This is a genomic window from uncultured Rikenella sp. (assembly GCF_948810725.1).
GTDB lineage: Bacteria > Bacteroidota > Bacteroidia > Bacteroidales > Rikenellaceae > Rikenella.
Window position 1 is genome coordinate 18,703 of record NZ_CAQIVA010000005.1, and the last position, 23,159, is coordinate 41,861.

A 23,159-nucleotide genomic window follows, 5' to 3' on the forward strand; every position below is an offset into this window, starting at 1 on the left:
GCAAAGGGGCAGGATGGTTTTCATCCTGCCCCTTTTTGTTCCTGCCCCCTTTTTTGTGCGTTAAGCCACGCTGGCGAAAAACCCGCCTATACCGTCAGGTCGAGTTCGTCCCGCAATTTGAGAATATTCGGATTGAGGCGCACCAGATACTGCAACTTATCTTCCGTCGAAACCGGTTTGTACTCCTGCTGCACCTCGGTCACGACGACCGTCACCGTCGCCGCCGCTCCGGTCAGCTGGCGCAGGTCGCGCTCAATCTCCCACTTGGCCTGGTTGATCTCGTCGGCCAGCACTTCGTTCGGCACGGAGACGAGCACTTCGCTCCCGCGAATCTGTCGGGCCGTCAGCGCCGTCGCCAACCGAGGCCGTTGCCGCTCCATCCAAAGCCGCAGCAAGTCATCGTATTTTTCAGTAATCACCCTCTCTGCCTCCCCCGGCGTCACCTCACGAACAGAGGCCCCCTCCTCTCGTGACGCCACCTCGGCCGATGCCACCGCCCCTTCGGTCGCCCCTCCGCCTGCCGCAGCCTGTAAATTCGTGATCGACACCCCCGTAATCGATCGTCCCGCCGCCCGTCCCTGCTCCGGCTGCGCCACAGGTTTCGTCGCCTGCGCCGAAACCGGAGAGGTCATCGCAGCCGGTGCAGGCCGCCCTGCCGCTTCCCGCACCGGTTCCGATTTCGGCTCTGGTGTCGGTGTCGATTCGGAAGGAGTCGCTGCCGTTCCCTCCGGCACCGTCCGCACCGCCGGCACGGCAGGATTCACCACCGTCGCCCCACCCCCGCCATTCGAAATCGCCGGCATGGGATACCGCCCCACTCCCGCCACCAGCACCAGAGCATCCGCCTCCGAATCTCCGCCCGCCTCAGCACCTACGGTGTCATCTTTTTTTTTTAGCCCTCCCAACCCGCACAACTTGATCAACGCCAATTCGGCATGCAACCGCCGGTTGGTCGCCGTCCGATAGCCGGTATCGACTTGGGTCAACAGGTTGATGGCATTGAACAGGAAGCCCGTATCGCACCCCTCCGCATTCGCCTGCGCCCGGTACCGCTTGGCCACCTGACCGGTCACCTCCAGCAACCCGGCCGTCTGCGGATTCTTGCACATCAACAAATCGCGCATATGCCCGTTGAGCCCGGCGATAAAAAGCTGCCCTTCGAATCCCCGCCGCAACACGCCGTCGAACAAGGTGAGCAGCTCGGCATAATTCCCCGCCAGAATCAGATCCGTCGCCGCGAAATAGGTATTATAATCCAGTACGTTCAAACTCTCGGCCACCTTGTCGCCCGTGAGTTGCGTCCCGCAGAACGAAACGACGCGGTCGAACATCGACAGCGCATCCCGCATCCCGCCGTCGGCCCGCTGGGCGATCACGTGCAGCGCTTCGTCGTCATAGGTCACCCCCTCCTGACCGGCAATATACTGGAGATACTGCACGGTATCCTCGACCCGTATCCGGTTGAAGTCGTAGCACTGGCACCGCGATAAGATGGTGGGCAGGATCTTGTGTTTCTCGGTCGTGGCCAGAATGAAGATCGCATAGTGCGGCGGCTCTTCCAAGGTTTTCAGAAAGGCGTTGAAGGCGTTGGCCGACAACATGTGCACCTCGTCGATGATATAGACGCTGTAGCGCCCCACCTGCGGCGGTATGCGCACTTTTTCGGTCAGCGCCCGAATGTCTTCCACCGAGTTATTGGAGGCGGCGTCGAGTTCGTGGATCGAGAACGACCGCCCTTCGTTAAAAGCCCGACACGACTCGCACTCTCCGCACGCCTCATGCTCCGATGTCGGGTTCAGGCAGTTGATGGCTTTGGCGAAAATCCGCGCACAGGTGGTCTTCCCCACCCCCCGAGGCCCGGTGAAGAGGTAGGCGTGCGCCAGCTGTCCCCGCGCAATGGCGTTCCGCAGAGTCTCGGTAATATGAGCCTGACCGACGACGCTGCGAAAGGTGGCGGGACGGTATTTTCGAGCTGATACGACGAATGATTCCATCATTCTACAAAGATAATAAATGCACTTCGCATTCCAAACCTCTTTTCTCTTATACCATTCCTGTCCTGGAGTGAACTGTTCTCTTTGTGAACAAAGAGAACCAGAAAAACTTTAGACGGATGCTAACGCATCCTCAAGCTGCCGACGGCCCAAATCTCGGTTTGTCGGTTTGTTGGTTGGGCTGTGGTTTCTTGGTGGGCGCGCCTAAGTATTGTACTGCATAATAGCGCGCCACACCGGAAACCCAGCCCAACAGACTCGCGAAACATGAGGACTGCGGAGCCTAAGGAGTAGCGTAGCTATCACGAAAGTCTTTTGGGTACCTTTTGCCCGAAGGCTTCCTCGCGCTAACTCGGCATAGCCCGTTTGCGGTCTCTGCTCAAGTAACGCCGCTCGGCTCTTCAGAAAAGGTACGGTTCTATCCGGCACAGAAAAAAGAATACGAGAGAGGTTGTATGCAAATCGCATGTACATCATATCCCGTTATTTTGCCACAAAACGGTTTAATAAAAACGGATATAGCCATGTACAAGTATGCCAAAGACGGCGTTACCGTATCCTCGGTACTCGACACCCGCCGTGCCAAGAAGAACGGACTCTTTCCCGTCAAAATCCAGGTCGCCTACAAGCGCGTCCAGAAATACTACCTCACCGGGAAAGAGCTCGACACCGCCGAGTGGAAACGCCTGCTCCGCACCCGCAGCGGCTACCTGCTCGAAGTGCGCCGCGACATCGGCAGCTCCTTCGACCGCATCAAGCGGCACGTTCAGGAGCTGACCGAAAAAGAGCCCTTCTCGTTCGACGCCCTCAACCGGCTCCTCGGGCGCGGCAAGGGCGACACCCTGAACAGCCTCTTCCGCCATCGGATCAGCCGCCTGACCGCCGAACAACGAGTCGGCAACATGCTCTGGTACGACAACGTCTTCAAATCGATCAAACGGTTCTCCAGCCGAGCGATTCCGCTCACAGCCGTGACGGTCGTCTGGCTGCGCCGCTACGAGAAATTCCTGCTCGGCGAACAGAAAAGTCCCGTGACCATCTGCATGCACATGCGCGCGATCCGCGCCCTGCTGAACGAAGCCCGCAAAAACGGCAACCTGCTCGACACCCAATACCCGTTCGGGCAGGGAAAATTCGAAATCCAGGAGGGCGAGGGCCGAAAAATCGCCCTGAATCTCCGCCAAATCAAACAGATCGTCGATTTTTCGAACGGCAATCCGACTACGGCTCACTATCGCGACCTGTGGTTCTTCATCTACCTCTGCAACGGGATCAACGTAGCCGACCTCATCCGGCTCAAATATGCCGACATCATCGACGGCGAAATCTGTTTCGTTCGCCAAAAGACAGCCCGCACCACCAAAACCCGCAAAGAGATCCGAGCGATCATTACCCCCGAGATGCGTGCTATCCTCGGCCAGTGGGGCAATCCGCCCGTTCCAGAGAACTTCCTGTTCCCTTTCCTGAACGGCCATGAGAATGCAATGGAGCTGAAAATCAAGACACAGAATCTCACCCGCCAGATCAACCGCCACATGCACCAAATCGGCCTAGCGCTGGGCATCGGGCCGATTTCGACCTACACGGCACGTCACTCGTTCGCCACCATCCTCAAGCGTCAGGGGGCCAACATCAGCTACATTTCCGAATCACTGGGCCACAGCAACCTAAGAACGACGGCCTGCTATCTGGCAGGGTTCGAGAAAGACGAGCGGATCAAAAACGCGCGCCTGTTGACCGACTTCAAGAAATCCAAAAAATGACACTCCCACACGAAACGAACATTCAATTCCATCCGAGCGACCAATATGTAAATTGTATGTACGTCCCCAAAATCGGTTTTCAACAACCTCCTGATCTTTTGAATGTTCACTCCGAATTTTCACCTCCTTGCCTCTGTTTTGCAGACAGAGGCGGTGACGGTGACGGCACTGGGGGGTAAAAAACAGGATCGGAAACTCGGTTATGCCACCTCTACCGTAAAGGGAGACGAGCTGGCGCGTACCAATACCATCAGCCCGGTCAATGCTTTGCAGGGTAAGGTAGCAGGGCTCCAGATTTCGACCTCCGGGTCGTCGGGGCTGACCTCGTCGCCGGTGATTACACTCCGCGGGGCGAAGTCGCTGACCAAGAACAACTCCCCGATTTTCGTCATCGACGGGATCGTGATGGAGAACTCTGTGATGGGGTTGGACGCCGACGGTAGTAACAGCGGGATTGCGTACGGCAACCAGCTGAAGAACCTCAACTCCAATGACTACGAATCGGTTACCGTGCTGAAAGGTGCTGCCGCAACCGCGCTGTACGGTTCTCGCGGTGCGAACGGTGCCATCGTGATCACCACCAAAGGCGGTAAGGCTCGTAAAGGGGTAGGGATCGAAGTGAATTACTCGCACGAATTCTCGCAGACCTATGCCGCTCCGATGAAGCTCCAAAACCTCTACGGGATGGGCTCGCCGACGAACGGCTACGAAGGGGATATCATTCCCAACGTAGGGTCTACCGTTTCCGACGGCGTGTACAGTGCACAATCGTTCGGGCCGCGGATGGATGCCGGTTTGCAGATGAGCCAGGAGTATAAATTGGGGAAATACAACAACCCGGTCGAACCGTTGCTCTCTTATGCCAACAACTGGAAATCCATTTTCCAGACCGGACAACAGGACAATGTCAGCGTCGCTCTGACCGGCGGGTCGGAAAAAGCGACCTATCGTGTTTCTTATGGGTACACCAACATGAAAGGTGCGCTGCCCAACAATGAATTCAAACGCCACTCGGTGAACGTTCGGACGAACGGTAAGATCAACGACGTCTTCTCGGTGGACTTCAGCATGCAGTACTCGAACTCCAACACGCTGAACCCGAACATCTTCTCGGCAACCAGCGGACGGAGCTACGCGGCGGTCGTTTCGCAGCAGATCAACCGGAACACCGACCTGAAATGGTATCGCGACAACTATATCGACTATTCGACCTGGATGCGTCTGCCCGACGGATCGAGCACTGCCCTGAAATCCATTCAGAGTGCCCTGAATACCTTCGTGGACGACAACACCAACCACAACGAACAGACCATTATCGCCAGCGTAGGTTTGACCGCTCAGTTCAACAGCTGGTTGGACGCCAATGCGCGACTCACTTACAACGACTATTCGTACTTCAACGAGACCAAAAACTACGGTTCGGGTTTCGGCCGAGGAGGAGCTGAAGCAGGCGATCCTGTCTATAGCCCCGGTGGGAGCTATTCGATCGGCGGCGGTAAATCGGGCGAATACAACTTCCTCGGTCAGCTGCACAGCAACAACCTCTTCCTGGACGACAACCTCGAACTCGACGTGCGTCTGTTCTATGAATTGTACGGAAACAGCCGCGGTTCGAGCTGGTCGAAATCCACGCGGGGCGGCCTCATTGTTCCCGGAATGTGGAACTTCGGCAACTCGGCCGAGCCGCTCGAAGTGTCGAACTACGATACGAATCTGAACTACCGCAACCGGATGACCTATGGGATCGGGGGTGCCGTCAACCTCTCGTGGAAAGACCAGATCAATCTTGAAGTAACGGCCCGTAACGACTGGCTGAGTTCGTTGCTCTATCCGACCTGGATTCCGCAGGGGTCTGACAACTGGTCGGTCTTCTATCCTTCGGTGAACTTGTCGTGGGTCTTCTCCGACACGTTCAACATCAATCCGAATATCCTCTCGTACGGTAAACTGCGTGCATCGTGGGGACAGGTCGGTTCCGGGACGTCGGCTTACGAAACCGCGTCGGGTGCCGGCGGATTCGACGTGAAAACCGAAAGTGCTCCGAATGGCAACAATCTCCAGTTCGCTACGCCGAACAACTCGACCCTGCCGAACTACGACTTGAAACCGGAAATCCAGACCTCTATGGAATTCGGTGCCGACCTCCGTTTCCTGAACGGACGGATCGGGGTCGATGTGGCTTACTACAAGATCAATACCCGCAACCAGATTCTGAAACTCGATGCAGTGAAAGAGTCCGGGGTAACCAAACAGCTCATCAACGCCGGTAACATCCAGAACCAGGGTTGGGAACTTCAGTTGGACTTCCGTCCGATCCAAACCCGGACGGTACGTTGGGAAATCGGCCTGAACTGGAGCCGCAACCGGAGCAAAATCAAAGAGTTCTATGAAGGCATCAGCTCTTACAAACTCTTCGACAACGGTACCGGCGGGATTCCGGGCATCTATGCCTTCGAAAACGGCGCGTTCGGACAAATCGTCTCCGGTTCGGGATACGGTTATACGAGCGACGGAGCCGGGGTGGCAGCTGTGTTCCGCAACATGGACGATCCGAACGACCCGCGCAACGGGAAAATGTTGATCAACTACGGCGGTACGACCAGCAGCCTGAATCTGCCTTACTACTCGATCGTACGCGGTAGCCAGGTTACCAACTACTACCACGGTGTACTGGGAAAAGATGAAGACGGTAACCAAATCGACGGGTACAACACCCCGGGTGACAAACCTTATCTGTATGACGTGCTCGGTAAAGTGGAACCCGACTTCTTCGCCGGTTTGACCACCTCGCTGACCGTCAACCTGCCGAACAACAGCGGTTCGTTCGACTTCTTCGCTCAGATCGACGGCCGCGTCGGCGGACACATGATCTCTTCCAAATTGCGTGAAGCTATGCAATACGGGAACGTCGAAATGTCGCTCTACGGTCGTGACGAGGAACACGGCGGGGTGGCTCGTGTCAACTACAAAGGCGAAACCGTTTACAACGGGATGATTCCGGACGGTGTGTTCTACAAAGATTTCAAGGTGACTCGCAAAGACAACGGTCAGGAAGTGACAGTGAAAGCCGGTACCACCTTCGCCGAAGCCGTCGAAGCGGGCGATATCGAACCGATGCTGTCGGCCATTTGGTATACCCAGGGCGGGAACTACGGTTTCTGGGGTGCACAGAACATCAACGTGTCGAAAGCCACCTACTTCTCGTTGCGTGAAGTGACCCTCGGGTACAACTTCCCGGACAAGTGGATCAAACACGTCGGTTTGCAGTCGGCTCGTCTGTCGTTCTCGGGACGTAACCTCTGCTATATCTACAACGGCATGCGCGGCGGAATCAATCCGGAGTCCATCTCGTCGAACAACCCGCTGACGCCGGTGGACTACGGTGGAGTGCCCTATGCGCGGAACTTCTCGATCAACCTCAACTTACGTTTCTAATTGTAAACCGACAATTCAACGACATTTATGAAAACAATCTCAAAATATATTTTTGGGGGAGTTCTGCTCTCGGCCCTGGCCCTCACCGGGTGTAAGGACAAGATGCGAGAGTTGAACACCAACCAGACCTCGTTGCAATCGACCGACCCGCGGTATATGTTCTTCGCTGCGACACGCCTGTTCGACAATTCGGACGGTCGTGGGTTCTGTGCGACCCGTTCGATGAGCATCGGTCGGTGGATGCAGTATTTCGCCAATACTGGCTCGTCTTATCCGGCAGCGACCGACCTTTCGATCAGTTCGCCGTGGCCCGGTGCGTATTGGAGCGAATTCAACGTCCGGAACGGGAGCCAGCTTCATGCTTTGTGTGAATATGTAGTCGGTCCGACGTTGAGCGAGCTGGAAAAGATGCAGTACCAGGAGATCGGCGCGATCGCCAAAGTGCTGGAAACCTACTTGGCTTGGCGGAACTTCGACGTCTACGGCGCTGCGGTTTACACCCAGGCGTTCCGGGCGGCCGAAGGGATCAAACGGCCGGAATACGACCTTGTTCAGAATGTTTACAAAACTTTGGATCAGGTCGTGAAGGAAAAAGTAGTCGATGTACTGAAGCAACCGGCACCGGCAGGAACCCTTTCGCTGGGCAAATACGACCCGATGTACGGTTTTACCGTAAAAGTCAATCCTGAAGGGGGCTCGACAGTCACCCCGTTGGAGAATGCCGAAGTGCAGCGTTCGCGCTGGTTGAAATTCGCCAACACGTTCCGTCTGAAGATGGCCTACCGCTTCAAAGAACGGGATGCGGCACACTTCAATACCGTGCTGGCCGAAGTGCTCGATCCGGCTAACGGGGGGATGATTTCGAGCAACGACGAGTCGTGTATCCTCAAGTTCCCGAAAGACGTTTGGGGCGACGATACCAACGACGGGAACCAGGTAAGTTACTACAACCGGGCTCCGCTGTCGATGATCAACTCGCTGAAGGTGATGAAAGACCCGCGTCTGCCGCTCTTGTTCCGTCCGAACTTCAACGATACGTCGTTTGTCAATGCCTCTTATTTTAAGAACAATGCGTATGCAAAGGCTTACAAATGGATGTACACCCACTTCCCGGACTCGCTGACCAAGTATGGCAACCTGATGCAGTTGCACAATGTTTATCAGGGGGTCAGCCAGAACTCGTATGCTTATCAGCAAACCTGGGTTCCGGGGGTGATTATGCGCGGACAAGGTTTTTCGTTCGGTAAAATCGTCAATTCGAACTTCAACGAGGATCCTAAACTCAACAAACCGTTGTTGAGTCCGAAAACCGGCGAACCGATCGTCTGGGGCAAGGACACCACGATTACGTTCTACATCTGCTCGATGCCGCAGGGACGTTACTGGGTGAAAAACGGTGGGGACGGCTACGACTGGTACGATCAGCCGAAACCGGACAAGACCCTCATTCAGTTGACCCGTCCGGTGATCGCCTACGACGAACACTGCTTCACCATGGCGCTGATCGCTCAGGAAACCGGCGCGGCTGTGGGCGGCAAGACGGCCGAAGGGTGGTACGAAGAGGCTGTCCGGGCCAATATGGCTCAGTTGATGGACGACGCCCTGCGTGTATATGTCGGGATTGCCACTTCTGTGGAATATCCGCTGCTGCCGCCCTACAACGGAACGTCTGCCGCGGACAAGCACCTCTATAAACTGACTCCGGCGATGATCGACGACTATGTGGCATCGATCCTGCCGCTGGGTAAGACCGGCAACGCCGTGTCGGAAATCATGACCCAGACCTGGTTTGCCATGATCTTCAACCCGGAAGAGATGTGGGGCATGTGGAAACTGACCGGTTATCCGCAGTTCATCAAGATTCCGGTGAAGAACGGGACGGGTGCTCCGGGCACGAATTACTTGCTGCCGGATGTACCGGGGCTCGAAATGGGCTTCACCAGCGGGAACGAAGCTACGGCTTTGGCCCGTCGTGCAGCTGTGCCGCAGCCCGAGGTGGAAAACAACGCCAACTACATGAAAATCCAGCAGGAGTTGATGGCGACTCCGGGCTTCGGGACTTCGTGGAACGACAACACGGGCCGGATCTGGTGGGATACCAAACCAATGGCTGCTCCGATCGAAAACCCGACGCTCTACGCACCGGAATACAACAGCGGCAAGTAACCGACCCCTCTCTTTTTATGGAAATGCGGGCCCTCCTCTCCAGAAGAGAGAGGCCCGCTCTCCGACCCAGCGGGAGGTTTGCCTATTCAAGGCAAACCTCCCGCTTTTTATTGGCCGTCTGCCGAGCCGTTGCCCCCTCCGCCGCTCCCGATCGTCTTGGAACGATTTTTGTTTTTCACCTTCACAGAACGATCCGATATACGACCTATCGTTCTATGTATATGTTATTTATAAAACTATAGAGAAACGATGAATGCAAAAATTTATCTCCTGAGCGGGTTGGCTCTGGCGATGTTGGCCGCCTGCAACAAAAACGAGGTCGAGGTTCCGGGCGAGGTGACCGTCGAAGTGTCGGAAATCCGCCTCCCGTCCGACGCTTCGAGTTCGCAGACTCCGACGACTACGACCTTTATCGCCAGCCAGCCGTGGCGCATCGAGACCTCCGCCACCAAAAGCGATGCTGCCGACTGGATGCACGTGGCGCCGATGAGCGGCGAGGCCGGAGCAGCCACCCTGACCATCACGGCCGACGAGAACCCCTCGGCGATGGATCGGACGGCCTATATCCGGATCGTTTGCGGCGGCGTGACCCGGGATATCGCTGTCACGCAGCCCGGCGACGGTACGCTGGTCGCCGGCGAGACGATCTATCAGGTCGGCCCCCAGGCCGATACCGTCATCGTGCAGCTGCGCAGCGGCGCCTCCTATCAAGTCGACGTCCCGGAGGGAAGCGAATGGATCCGTTCCGAATTCCTTTCTCACGGCCCCAAAGTCGATTCGCTGGCCCTGATCCTGTCGGCCAATCCGGCCGAGACCGAGCGGGCGGGGGCGATCCGGATCGCGGCCTCTTCCGGCGGTTTTCAAGCCGAAATCGCGATGCTCCAGCGGTCGGGGGTGTTGGATTTGCAGTTCGAACTCGATCAGCTCGTGCTGCCGACCGGCCGCTCCAGCTCGGAGAGCAGCGCCCAGTGGGTCGACAGCCTTTTTGTGGCCGGTTTCGATCGCGAGGGAGAGGTGCTGTTCGCCCAAAGCCTGCCGCGTCCGACCGAATCGGGTCTTCACATCCGGGTTCTCCCACCCGCGGAACGCATCCGAAACACCTATCCGGAGGCGCGTATCTATGTGGTGGCCAACAGTTCGGCAGACTTGAACCGATGGCCCGAAAACGAAACGCAATGGATAAACGGCAAGGACACGGCGGTGAATCGGCTCTTCGGAGCCGACGAGGTGCAGCCTCCGCTCTCGGCGCGCGTGACGCAGAATCTGGTGGCGGGCGAGAATCGGGTTCAGGTGGGGTTGTCACACGTAACGGCGATCGTGACCTTCAAGGTGCGCTTCGACGAGGGGTGGGATTCGATTCCGCCGATCGAACGGATCACGATCAGCGGGTTCAGCAATTGGGGCTATCTCTTCCCGAATGCGACCGAGCAGGCGGTGCCGCAGACGATCGGTTACAATCCGGCGGTCAAGCCCAACGGAACGAACGATTATCGGTTCTATGCCTACGAAAACAGTCGGTTGGTGCTGACGGTATTGGCGGGCGGACGATATTATCAGGGGATTGCGCCGAATATTCTGAAACGGGGCTATAACTATTCGTTCAACATGCGCGTTTGCGAGGACGGGAATTGCGTGCCGACTGCGGCAGACGAATAGGAATCGCGCAGAAAAAACAGCGGGGGGTCTTTCGAACAGATGTCGAAAGACCCCCCGCGCGTTATTTTCGGACGAAGAAGTCGGTATGTCTCCTACTTCTCCCCGTGTTTCACGTCGAGGAACTCCATGTTCTTCTCTTCGTACTCCTTGAGCTCCTGTTCCAGGCTCTGGCTGTAGAGCTTCATCGCCCGCCGGCTCATTCCCATGCTGGAGAAACCGCCGTCGTGGAAGAGGTTCTGCATGGTCACTTTCTTAGTCAGGTCGCTGAAGAGCGTAATGACGTAGTTGGCGCAATCCAATGCGGTGGCATTCCCGAGCGGCGACATGCGCTGGGCGAAGTCCATCAGGTGGTCGAGCCCCATCACGCCGCTCCCGGCCGTGGTCGGGGTGGGCGACTGCGAAACGGTATTGACGCGGATTTTCTTTTCGCGGCCATAGATGTAGCCGAACGAACGCGCGATCGACTCGAGCAGCGCCTTGGCGTCGGCCATGTCGTTATAGCCGTACAGCGTCCGCTGTGCAGCGATGTAAGACAAGGCTACGATCGAGCCCCATTCGTTCAGGGCATCCTTTTTCCGAGCCACCTGCATCACTTTGTGGAACGAGATGGCCGAGATGTCGAGCGTTTTCTGGAGGAAATCGTAGTCGAGGTCGTCGTAAGTCCGCCCTTTGCGCACGTTGGGCGACATGCCGATCGAGTGGAGTATGAAGTCGAACTTGCCGCCGAAGTGTTCGGTGGTTTTGTCGATCAGGTTTTCCAAGTCCTTGACGCTGGTGGCATCGGCCGGAACAAAGATGGTGCCGAGTTTTTCGGCCAGCTCGGCGGTTCCGCCCATGCGGGCTGCCATGGGGGTGTTGGTGAGGACGACTTCGGCCCCCTCTTCGACGGCCCGTTCGGCGACTTTCCAGGCAATGGATTTTTCGTTGAGCGCTCCGAAGATGAGCCCTTTCTTACCTTTCAGCAGATTATAAGACATCAGTTTTGTTCTTTAATTTTTTTACAAAGTTAATCTTTTCCGGCGAATTACCGTCTTGTCCGCAAAATCCGGTTTCCGCCGTGCCGAACGGACAACAAGAAGAGGGCTCCGGGGAAATCGTTTCCCCGGAGCCCTCCGTGTTTACCTGATAAACCGCAGGGGGTTATTCCTTATCCCACCAGATACGGCCCGAAGTGACGTTTTCGTTGCTGCCGTATCCTTCGGTTGCGATCAACGCATCGACTGCGTTCAACCGATTCGAGGTGTTTTCGACCTGACCCGGCAGGACGCACCGGCGCGGCCAGGTCAGCAGATCCTGTTCGGCGGTTTGCGGCTGCACGAAGTAAGCCTTCGTCGGAAGTACCGTGCCGTATTGCACCGGCACGACGGTCGGATAGCCGGTCAGTTTCCACCAGCCCCACATCTCTTCGGCGTGGGTGTAGAAGTAAACCCAGGCCTGAGCTACGATGGATTCTTTATCGACATACGGATTCGCAGCCAGATAATCGTCGATCATGTCGTCCGTAATCTGATACGGGCCGTTGTCGGTCAGACCGGCGATTTTCGGGAACGAAGCGGAGGTGGCGATCTGAATCTTATACCGCTGTGCATCCAATCGCAATTCGTCGATTGCGGCCTTGACCCCGAGGTTGTACCAATCCTCGGCCGTTTTGCCGGTGCTGACGCCTTCTGCCGTCAGATAGGCCAGCGTGAAACACTGTTCCGGATAGGTGATGATCGGACGACGCTGTTTGATTTTCCAGTCGAAAACATCGCCGTCGCCGTCGTTCGAGCTGTTCACGTCGTCCGAACCGCCGTTCTTGACAAAGTAACGTCCCTGTGCCGGCGAAGCGACCCGAAGGCTGATCGTAGTGTCCGTCCCGGTGCTGCTGCCCTTGGCAATGGTGAGACTGTAGCTTTGCGCGCTCAACAGCATGTTCGGCCCCATTTCCTGATCTTTCAGCATCGGGTTGGCATTCTGTCCCTGATAGATGCGGTCGAAGATCGGAATCGACGGAGCCAATCGGTCGGGCATCCCCTGATCCTTTCCATTCGGATTTTTGGTCACGGTGGTCAGCAAGGTCGGATGGTTGGCCTCGATGTATTTGTACCCTTTGCTCAACTCGGCATCCAGACCGTTCGTCCGAGCCAGCAACGGCAGACGCGGGTCGTTGGTCCGTTTCAGCTGGTGCATGAAGTTGTCCGTGATGCCGAAGTAGAGGCTGATGCCGTTGATGTCGTTCACCACATTGTCGTGGTCTTCCGAGTAGTTGTAGAAGCACGATTCGTCGTTGCTTGCGAACAAGCCGTCGGGCAACGCGAGCACCTCTTTGATGACCTCGTCGGAGTGTTGCGGGTTCCGAGCCCGGAAACGCCAAGCCATCTTCAGACGGAACGCATTGGCGAATTTCATCCACAATTTCCGTTGAGCGGCATTGTCGCCCCGTTTTACGACCGTAGCGCCCGGAGTGCCCATCGCCACGTTCGATTTCCAACCGTAGAAGTAGTCGTATTCGCCGAGGCTGACCGCATTCGGCACTGCTTCGGCTGCCAGAACGGCGATTGCCTCTTTCACGGTCTTGTCAAGTTCGAGGTAAACGTCCTGGATCAGGTCGTAGGTCGGCTGAATCACCGGATCCGTCGTGGCCTGAGCCCGGAAGGCCTCGGTATAGACCGCCGCCCCGTAGACGTCGAACAGACGCCATGCCTGATAGGTGTTCAGAATCTGACACACGGCGCGCATGTCGGCGTACCAAATCCGTTGAGCATCCGGAATGAACTCGCTGTGGTCGATATAATCGATCAGGGTATTCAACTGGCTGCCGTAAGCGCCGCAGTAATCCGCATTGCCGATGTCGTTAATCCCGTTGTAGTAGGCGTTCCAGTACTGGTTGAATACGGTCGGATAGACCGCCGAGTTGGCTTTGGCCGGGTTGTAGTACTGAACGCTGGCGTAGTCGTAGCGTACGACATACTGCATCAATTGCATGATGTTGTACTTCTGCAAGAGGACTTCGCGGCTGAAGCCGTCCCAGCTTTTTGTCGCCCCGAGGAACATAAAACGCGGATCGGTGGCCGAGTTCAGGTCTTTATTCGTGTTCAGTTCCCGCATCTTGTCCTTACACCCGACCAGTGCGAGTGCTGCCAGACAAGGAATCAGGTATTTGGTGATTATTCTCATATGTGATTTTCCTTTTTCAGATTAGAACCGTACGTCCAGGGTGAGTGCGAAGTTGCGCGTGAACGGCACACCGCCGATGTCGAACGGAGTAAGCGGATTGTTCGAAGTGATGGATTCGGGGTTGGTCTTGCCGTACAGCCCGTTGTAGATATAGCAGAGGTTGCGTGCGGTGAACGACAGACGGGCCGACTGCATGCCGACATGTTTGATCCACTTTTCCGGGAAGTTGTAACCGATGGTCAATTCACGCAAGGCCACATACGAGGCTTTGGTCGTGAAGAGGTCCGAAGCGTTGCCCCAGCCGTAAGCGTAGGTGTAGTAAGCGGAAGCGAGCATCGGTTTGATGTGTCCTTCGTTCACCGCCTCCATGTAGGTCATGCCGCCCAAATCTACCTTCTGGCCCGTTTTGAGTGAGGTAATCGTATTGTCTCCACCGAGGTCTGCCGGACGGAATACCCCGTCGAGTTCAATCCCGTTGTAGAGGAGATCGCCTTTCCAGTTGATGCGTTCGATCCCACCATGCTCTTTGTCACGACCGTACAGAGATTCTTTGACCGTACCGGTACTAATCCCGTAACGCAAGCCCGGGTTGGTCATCATCCCGCCCGAACGGCCGTCGATCTGTGCGAAGAAGTCGATCGAACCGCTGTTGTTCGGCAGGTTCACCTGTACCGAAGTATTGAGACCGAAAGTGAAGTCGGGTTCGACGGAACCGAGCACATCGTACGGATGGGTCAGGTTGCCGTTATCGTCCCGTTGCGCATAGTAGCCTCCAATGTCGCTCCCCATAGTCCAGCCGTAGACTTCGATGGCATTCGGATTCCCGACCGTACCCCAGTAGTCGAGCATATATTTGTCGCCGTACTTTTCGGGGGTGGTGCCGTTCATGCGTTGCGATGCTTCGCCGTATTTCACCCGCGGTGCGGTACCGTAGCCGTTCCCCCCGGTAAAGACCCCGAAGGTACCCCCTTCGAAAGCGTAGATAGACGGCGATGCGTCATACCCGCCCCATAACTGGATCTGTTTTACCTTGTCGTGCAATTCTTTGATTTTACCACGGTTGCGCGTCCAGTTGAAGCCGATGTTCCAGTTCACGGTGCGCGTCCGGATCGGGGTCACGTCCAACTGAAGTTCCCAACCCTGGTTCTGGATATTACCGGCGTTGATCAGGCGTTTGCTTACCCCCGATTCAGCCACGGCTGCGAGGGTGAGGATCTGGTTCTTGGTATTGATCTTGTAATAAGCCACATCGACCCCAATTCGGCCGTTCAGGAAACGGAGGTCGGCACCGAATTCCATGGATTGCTGGATTTCGGGTTTCAAGTCATAGTTCGGCAGGGTCGTATTGTTCGGCGACGCACCGATGATGCTGCTTCCGTCCGGCGTCTGGATGCCGGTCGAGTATACATTATAGTATCCGGCACCGTTCGAGGTGGCGTAAGCGCCTGTCCCGGAACCTACCTGTGCCCACGATGCACGCAGTTTACCGAACGAAAGTATCTTCGGGTCGATATTGAACGTGTCGGAGAAGACCCATGATGCGTTTACCGAAGGATAGAAGACCGACCAGTTATCGGCCCCCTGCGGCAACCAGGTGGGGAACAACAGGGAAGATACCCAGTCGTTACGTCCGGTCACTTCGAGGAAGACCTGGTCTTTCCACGAGAGGTTGATCGCTCCGTAGACCCCGACAACCATGTTGTTACGCGGCGTGTAGCTGTTTTTCACATTGCTCGTGGTCAGCGGATTGACCGAGTTGCCGAACGACCATACGCCCGGAACTACGAGACCGCCGTTGGTTGTCTTTTCAAACGAAGTGGCGCGAGTGTTGCCGTACATTTCCGCCCCGACACGCACGTCGAGTTCGAGGTTGTCATCTACGAACCGGCTGTTGCCGTGCAACGACGCATTCCCGTTGTACTGTCCGCTCGAACCGCCATAGATGCCGTATTTGTTGCCGGTGCCGGACCGTCCGATGCCGCTGCCGTAGTTTTTTTCTTCTTCGAATTTCTTGAAGTCGTTGAAGCTGGCAGTCACATTGGCGTCCAACCAGTCGGTAAACTGAGCGGTCAAGCCCAAGCTGGCGATGATGGTCTGTTCGTTGTGACGGAAGTTGTCGTCCACTTCCCGGTTCAGCGCCGTCTGCAAACGCTGCAACGAGGTCTGTTTATTCGTCGAGATGCGTTCCCAGGTCTCCCGATTGACGATGTAGTTATCGCGATACCATTCGAGGTCGGTGTTCCGGTTCAGGAAGTAGGTGGTGAGCATCCCGTAGTTCCGCCCGTTGTCCCACTGCCAGATCCCCTGCGTCTGACCGTTGTAAGCGTCCGAATTGGAGTACTGGAAACCGAAATTCACCGAGAAAATGTCGTTGATCTTACCGTTCGTGCGGAAGTTCACCGAGTGGCGGTTGAACTTGTTGTTGGCCATCGTCCCGTTCAATTTCGTATAAGCGTACGAAAGACGATAGGTAGCCTTTTCCGACCCGCCGGTCAATGCCACGCTCACATCGTCATATTGACCGGTCTGGAACAATGCGCGCCAGTTGTCCGGATAAGCCACGAACGGTTCGGGCGTATTATTGGGCCATTTGTAGTTCTGTTCCATCAGCTGACCGTCGAGACGGGGCCCGAACGAACCTGCGGTATAGCCGCCGTTGGCCGTTGTTGACAAAGTCCCGGGAATCACATCGCCTTCATAACCGTTTGTCGGTCGTCCTGCGCCGTACAGGTTCTGCAACGGCACCGGAGCTGCGTACGTGTCCTGCCATTCATGGGTGTACTTTACTTCGACACCGATTCCCTTGCGTGCTTTACCGCCTTTGGTGGTGATCACGATGGCACCGTTCGCACCACGAGAACCGTACAGCGCGGTTGCGGCAGCACCTTTCAGCACGGTGATCGATTCATAGTCGTTGGGGTTCAGGTTCTTCAGCTGGTTCCCGTAATGGTCTCCGGTTCCTGAAGCGTTAAACCCTTGTTCGTCGTTCTGCATCACGATCCCGTCGATGACGAAAATCGGGGAGTTGTTCTTGGTCAGCGACTTCGCACCACGGAGCGTAATCACCGGGGAAGAGGTTACCCCGGACGATCCGTTGGTCGAAATCTGAAGACCGGCCACTTTCCCTTGCAGTGCGTTAATCGGACTGATGGTGTTGGTACGCGAGAGTTCGGCGCCTTTCACAGCTGTACTGGAGTACCCCAACGCTCTGTTCTGCTTGCGGCCCCCCAAGGCCGTCACCGTCACCGCCTCTGTCTGCAAAACAGAATGAGGACACGAATATTCTACAATATCTACCTGATAACCACAGTGTTGTAAAGATGTATTTCTTGCCGATTCAATTAAAATTTATGGCCAAAATAAGGTGGGAATCAATGACGTTTACAGCATCCTATTTAGGCAGTAAGCACTTCAAATTTTGCAAGAACTGAAAGACTAAAAGATGCCACATTCAAAGTCAAAATCACCAGTTGAAAGGCGCAATTTTTTAACCGTTCAAAATCCATCATTAAGACGATTAAATCTTGAATATCAATCTATTATATAATCGATTTCTATTCTTCGTTCTGTTTTGCAGACAGAGGCGGTGACGGTGACTGCCTTGGGAGGCCGCAAGCAAAACCGCTCGCTGGGTTATGCCACCTCTACCGTAAAGGGAGACGAGCTGGCACGTACCAACACTTTGAGCCCTGCGAACGCCTTGCAGGGGAAAGTAGCAGGGGTGCAGATCGCTTCGGGTGGTGCTTCCGGTTTAACGGCCGCTCCGACCGTGACGATCCGCGGTGCGAAGTCGCTGACCAAGAACAACTCGCCGATCTACGTGATCGACGGGATTATCATGGAGTACGAACAGCAGGCAGCCGATATGACCTACGGGAATAATTCCGATGGGACCAAATACGGTAACCAGCTGAAGAACCTGAACCCGGACGATTACGAATCGGTTACCGTGCTGAAAGGCGCCGCTGCGACCTCGTTGTACGGTTCTCGTGGTGCCAACGGTGCCATCGTGATCACCACCAAGAGCGGCAAGGCTCGCAAAGGGATCGGCGTGGAAGTGAACTACTCGCACGAATGGGGCGTTATCTACAAAAACTCCATTGCGCTCCAGAACGATTACGGGATGGGGTATAACAACGGTTATGAAGGCGGGATGATGCCCGGGGTGAACTCGACCTACGATTCCTACATGCAGGCATCGTTCGGTCCCTCGTTCGCTTCGATGAAAGGCCAGAAAATCTACCAGTACTACAAGTACTACGCTCCGGAAGGAATCGACAACCCGATGGAAGATTACGTGGCTTATAAAGACAACTGGAAAGCCTACTATCAAAACAGCCGTATCGACAACGTGAGCGTTGCGTTGACCGGCGGTTCGGAAAAGGCTACCTATCGTCTTTCTTATGGGTATTCGGACAGTGACGGGAGCATGCCGAACAACAGCTTCAACCGTCACTCGTTGAATTTCACGGCCAACGGTAAGATCAACGACATCTTCTCGACCAACCTGAGCCTCCAATACTCGAACTCGAATACCGAAAATGCTTACTACAACAACGGTTGGGACGGCAGTACGGTTCCCGGTTATCTGACCTCTTACTACATCAACCGAAACACCGACCTCAAGTGGTATAATGAGCACTTTATCGACCCCGTAACCTTGCAACGCTACGGTACGTCGGCACTGTCGGTGCCGAATGCCATGCTCAACCGGATCGCCAACTTGCGGGACAACCGGAACGAACAGACCATTATCGCACAGGTAGGTTTGAGCGCTCAGTTCACCGACTGGTTGGACGCCAACGTCTCGGTCAGCTACAACAACTGGCAGACTTTCTATGAAAAGAAAGAGTACGGTGGGCTGAACAGCCCGGCCGGTAACGGTGAGTACCGTATCAAAAATTCGACCAGCGGTTCTTATGACGGTATCGCTCAGTTGCATAGCAACAACCGCTTCCTGGACGACAACCTCGAACTGGACATCCGTCTGTTGGGTGAAATCTACGGGAACACCCGCTCGACCTCGTATGAAAAGAGCACGAACGGCGGTCTGATTACTCCGGGTTTGTGGTCGTTCTCGAACTCGCAGAAAGCGATCAGCGTCGATCAAATGTCGGTAGGCTATACCCCGCGTAATACGATGACTGTCGGTGTGGCAGGGGTAGTTAACCTCTCGTGGAAAGACCAGGTTTATCTCGAAGTAACCGGACGTAACGACTGGCTTTCTTCGCTGATGTACCCGAGCTGGATTCCGCAGGGGCAGAATAACTTCTCTGTCTTCTATCCTTCAGTGAACGCATCGTGGGTATTCTCCGACACGTTCAATATCGACCCGAAGATCCTTTCGTTCGGTAAACTGCGTGCTTCTTGGGCACAGGTAGGTAAGGGTACCGACGCCTACAACACGGCCGACGGTGCCGGCGGGTTCTCCGTATCGGGAAAGAACGGCCCGTTGAACAGCAGCGTGCTGATGGCTTCGCCGAACAATACGACGCTGCCCAATATGGACTTGAAGCCTGAAATCCAGACCTCTATCGAGTTCGGTGCCGACCTGCGTTTCCTGAACGGGATGATCGGGTTGGACGTAGCTTACTATAAGACTAACACCAAGAACCAGATTCTGAGTCTTTCTACCGTGAAAGAATCGGGGGTCAGCAAACGTTGGATCAACGCCGGTAACATCCAGAACCAGGGTTGGGAACTTCAGCTGGACGTGACTCCGATCCGGACGCGTACCGTAAACTGGACTATCGGCGCCAACTGGAGCCGCAACCGGAGCAAGATCAAAGAGTTCTATCCCGGACAGACCGCTTATCAGATCAACGGCGGGTTCAGCAACTCTCCGGCTGTTTATGCTTTCGAAGGCGGTGAATTCGGTGTGCTCACCGGTGGTAACGGTTATGGCGGTAACAACATCATCGCCCGTTTCAACAACCCGGACGATCCGAACGACCCGCGTAACGGCAAAGCCATGATTCGCTACATCGGCAATGGGGACGATAACAAGAATATCAACCCGGAATTCTCTACCGCAGCTTCGACCAGCATGGTTTACCGCTATGCCTACACCAACCTGATCGCAGGTTACTACGGCGACGAAGCTTCGTACTGGGGCGGCAAATCGAACCGGTACACCTCGTTCGGTAGCGTGATGCCTAACTTCACTTACGGTATCAACACCTCGGTGCAGGTGAACCTGCCGAACAGCAGCGGTTCGCTCGACTTCTTCGCTCAGATCGACGGTCGCTCGGGCGGTCACTCGGTTCAGACCATGCAGCCTTATGCTACCAGCGTCGGTAACTCGAAAGAATCTCTCTACGGTCGTGACAAGAAACACGGCGGTGAGGCTCGTGTAAACTACAAGGGCGAATGGGAATACAACGGGATTCTGCCCGACGCAGTCTTCTGGGACAACGGCGGTACCTCTTCGACCGTGACCAGCTTCAAAACCGGTGAAAAAATCAACATCGGCGGCATGACCTACCGCGAAGCGGTCGATGCAGGACACATCCAGCCGATGCTCGCCAGCTTGTACTACATCTACAACTACAACTACTCGACCACCGACCAGTACGTTTCGAGCCAGACCTACATGGCTTTGCGTGAGTTGACCCTGGGTTACAACTTCCCGGAAAAATGGATCAAACACGTCGGTTTGCAGTCGGCACGCCTGTCGTTCTCGGCACGGAACGTTTGCTACCTGATCAACAAAATGAACAACAAGTCGAACCCTGACTCGTTCATCTCGAACAACGCCTTGACGCCGTACGACTACAGCACCACTCCGTTCGTTCGCAACTTCTCGATTAACCTGAACCTGAGATTCTAAGACCGTCTCTGTTCAAATCTGAAGTTTTAAACCAAACAAGACTTTTCATATGAAAATAACAAAATATTTGATCGGCGGTTTGGCTGCTCTGGCGCTTGTCGGCTGTAAGGACAAGATGCGCGAGCTGAACACCAACCCGAACACGATCACCACCACAGACCCGCGATATGTCTTCCTCTCGGTGATGCAGGACTTCGACTACAGCGAGCGCGGCTTCGGCGAACAATTGATGTTCAATACCGCTGTGAAGATGCAGTACTTCGTCTCTTACACCGGAGCTACGGATGGAACCTACTGCGATGCGCAGGCAGACACCTATGTGACGCCGGGAACGGTCTCCTATACCTATGATCGTTTCTACGACATCGGTCACCAGATGGTGGAACTGCAACGTTATATCGACGCACTGCCCGAACATGAAAAGGTGCAGTACACCGATTTGCACGCTATCGCCGGTATCGTGAAGGTATACGAAGCTTTCCGGGTGTTCCAGAACTACGGCGCGGCGGTCTACACCGAAGCGTTCAAGGCTCTTTCCGAAGGAATCATGACGCCGACGTACGACATCTTCGACAATAAGATGTACGAATTGTTGGATGACGAACTGCTCTCGTACATCCAAGTGCTGGAAAAACCGGCCGGCGACGAAGTGATGGCGTTGGGCGAATACGACCCGATCTACGGGTACATCGCCAGCAAAACTGCCAGCGCACCGGCCATCCAGAGCAAGTACGACGTTCAACGGACGAATTGGAAGAAATTCGCCAACTCTTACCGGTTGTACATGGCTTGGATCATGAAAGCCGTAGACCGGACACGCTTCGACAAAGTATTGGCCGAAACGAAAGCTTCCGGCTGGTTCGAATCGGCTGCCGACGGGGCTGTCGCTTACATGAACGGGAGCAATGCCAACAGCGGTCTGATCTACAACTCGGACGGCCCGAACTCGATCAGCGTCACTTACGCCGTGTCGGCCAACTTCATCTCTTACCTGAAGGAGTTGGACGACCCGCGTCTGCCGCTCTTGGCACGCAACAACGGCCTGAACGGCGACAACAAGGCCATTCAGTGGATGCAGCATTACTTCCCGGACTCGCTCCAGAAGCACGCTTACTACGACAAACAGACCAAAACTTGGCTGAAAGATGTTTTGTGGGGCGATGTGTTGGATTTCGCAACCTATCCGAAGATGGCTTATCAGGGTGTTTCGGCCAACCCGTACAACTACGACATGAGCGGCCCGGGCAATTTCTGGGGGCAGCGTAACTTCACCTTCCGTTTCCACCACCCGGACTACAAACCGGGCGACGCGGAATGGAACAAGAAGCTCAAACCGTGGACGGTAACCAACAAGGGGGCGATTTCCAAAGATTTCCCGGCCCAAGACACGATCTGGAACGCAGACACGACTTTCACCATCGAAATGGGATCTCGGCCTCAGGGGCGTTACTTCGTTGCCGACGGGGGTAAAAAAGAGGGTGACGGAGCCGGGAACAGCGGTGTGAACGGGAACGACGGGCCGGTTAATCCATCGAACAAGTTCTACACCCATCCGGTCTACACCTATCCGGAATTCTGCTTCATGATGGCATACCTGACGCTCGACGGAGTCGCTACCGGCAAAACGGCCGACGTTTGGTACGAAGAGGGGGTAACGGAAGCCATGAAAGAGCTTCAGACCGATGCGATCCGTTATGAAGTTCAGGTGGCAACCAACTCCGGAGCGACCAAAATCGTCGGGGTGAATGACGCCGGGGTGTACTCCATCACGGACAAGATCGCACCTTACGTTCAGGCCCAGGCGCTGGCCAACGCTGCGGACAAGAAGGAGGCGATCGTGGGTCAGATGTGGATCTACGCCTACAACCAGCCGAACAAGATGTGGGACTGGTGGCGTCTGACGGGTTATCCGAAGATCGTGAAAGTAACGACTCCGGCCGATGCGGCTCAGGTAAGCGGTCCGTATTGGGTTCAGCCGGTTCCGCGGACTTCGACGAATGTGCTCTCGTTCCCGCGTCGTGCTTCGCTGCCGCAGCCGAACGAGCTGAACAACGCGAATTACAACGCTGCGCGCGATGCGTTGCTGGGGCCGGTATACGGGACGACCTACAACCAGACTACGGGCCGCATCTACTGGGACGTACAGGGCTTGTAGTT

10 protein-coding genes are annotated in these 23,159 nt (G+C 55.5%); 6 read left to right on the top strand and 4 right to left on the bottom strand.

The features are described 5' to 3' along the window. Window positions 1-86 precede the first annotated feature (86 nt). A complete protein-coding gene (locus Q9S52_RS03545; RefSeq protein ID WP_304708214.1) occupies window positions 87-1,994 on the bottom strand; it encodes a DNA polymerase III subunit gamma/tau in 1,908 nt (635 codons plus the stop codon). A gap of 524 nt (window positions 1,995-2,518) precedes the next feature. Between Q9S52_RS03545 and Q9S52_RS03550 the strand changes: the two genes are divergently transcribed. The 4 genes from Q9S52_RS03550 (at window position 2,519) to Q9S52_RS03565 (ending at window position 11,014) form a co-directional block, all read left to right on the top strand. Next, the gene (locus Q9S52_RS03550) at window positions 2,519-3,757 is read left to right on the top strand and encodes a site-specific integrase (RefSeq protein ID WP_304708180.1); all 1,239 of its coding nucleotides are present in this window, start codon (window positions 2,519-2,521) and stop codon (window positions 3,755-3,757) included. A 102-nt stretch (window positions 3,758-3,859) separates the two neighbouring features. Further along, window positions 3,860-7,192 (top strand): SusC/RagA family TonB-linked outer membrane protein, encoded by a 3,333-nt coding sequence (locus Q9S52_RS03555; RefSeq protein ID WP_300726833.1) that lies wholly within the window; start codon window positions 3,860-3,862, stop codon window positions 7,190-7,192. A 27-nt stretch (window positions 7,193-7,219) separates the two neighbouring features. After that, complete coding sequence (locus Q9S52_RS03560; RefSeq protein WP_304708181.1) at window positions 7,220-9,358, top strand: SusD/RagB family nutrient-binding outer membrane lipoprotein; 2,139 nt, start codon at window positions 7,220-7,222, stop codon at window positions 9,356-9,358. Window positions 9,359-9,607: 249 nt separating this feature from the next. Next, window positions 9,608-11,014 (top strand): BACON domain-containing protein, encoded by a 1,407-nt coding sequence (locus Q9S52_RS03565; RefSeq protein ID WP_304708182.1) that lies wholly within the window; start codon window positions 9,608-9,610, stop codon window positions 11,012-11,014. Window positions 11,015-11,106: 92 nt separating this feature from the next. On the opposite strand, the gene Q9S52_RS03570 is transcribed toward Q9S52_RS03565, so the two are convergent. From Q9S52_RS03570 to Q9S52_RS03580, 3 genes are all read right to left on the bottom strand, one after another. Then, on the bottom strand, window positions 11,107-11,991 hold the full coding sequence (locus tag Q9S52_RS03570; protein WP_294594059.1) for an enoyl-ACP reductase: 885 nt from the start codon (window positions 11,989-11,991) through the stop codon (window positions 11,107-11,109). 163 nt (window positions 11,992-12,154) lie between these two features. Next, the gene (locus tag Q9S52_RS03575; RefSeq protein ID WP_304708183.1) at window positions 12,155-14,173 is read right to left on the bottom strand and encodes a SusD/RagB family nutrient-binding outer membrane lipoprotein; all 2,019 of its coding nucleotides are present in this window, start codon (window positions 14,171-14,173) and stop codon (window positions 12,155-12,157) included. A 21-nt stretch (window positions 14,174-14,194) separates the two neighbouring features. Further along, window positions 14,195-17,434, bottom strand: coding sequence for a SusC/RagA family TonB-linked outer membrane protein (locus Q9S52_RS03580; RefSeq protein ID WP_304708184.1), 3,240 nt, complete (start codon window positions 17,432-17,434; stop codon window positions 14,195-14,197). A gap of 310 nt (window positions 17,435-17,744) precedes the next feature. Here Q9S52_RS03580 and Q9S52_RS03585 point away from each other — a divergent pair, with 310 nt between their 5' ends. Beyond that, complete coding sequence (locus Q9S52_RS03585; protein ID WP_304708185.1) at window positions 17,745-21,002, top strand: SusC/RagA family TonB-linked outer membrane protein; 3,258 nt, start codon at window positions 17,745-17,747, stop codon at window positions 21,000-21,002. Window positions 21,003-21,051: 49 nt separating this feature from the next. Next, a complete protein-coding gene (locus tag Q9S52_RS03590; protein ID WP_304708186.1) occupies window positions 21,052-23,157 on the top strand; it encodes a SusD/RagB family nutrient-binding outer membrane lipoprotein in 2,106 nt (701 codons plus the stop codon). The last annotated feature ends 2 nt before the right edge of the window (window positions 23,158-23,159 follow it).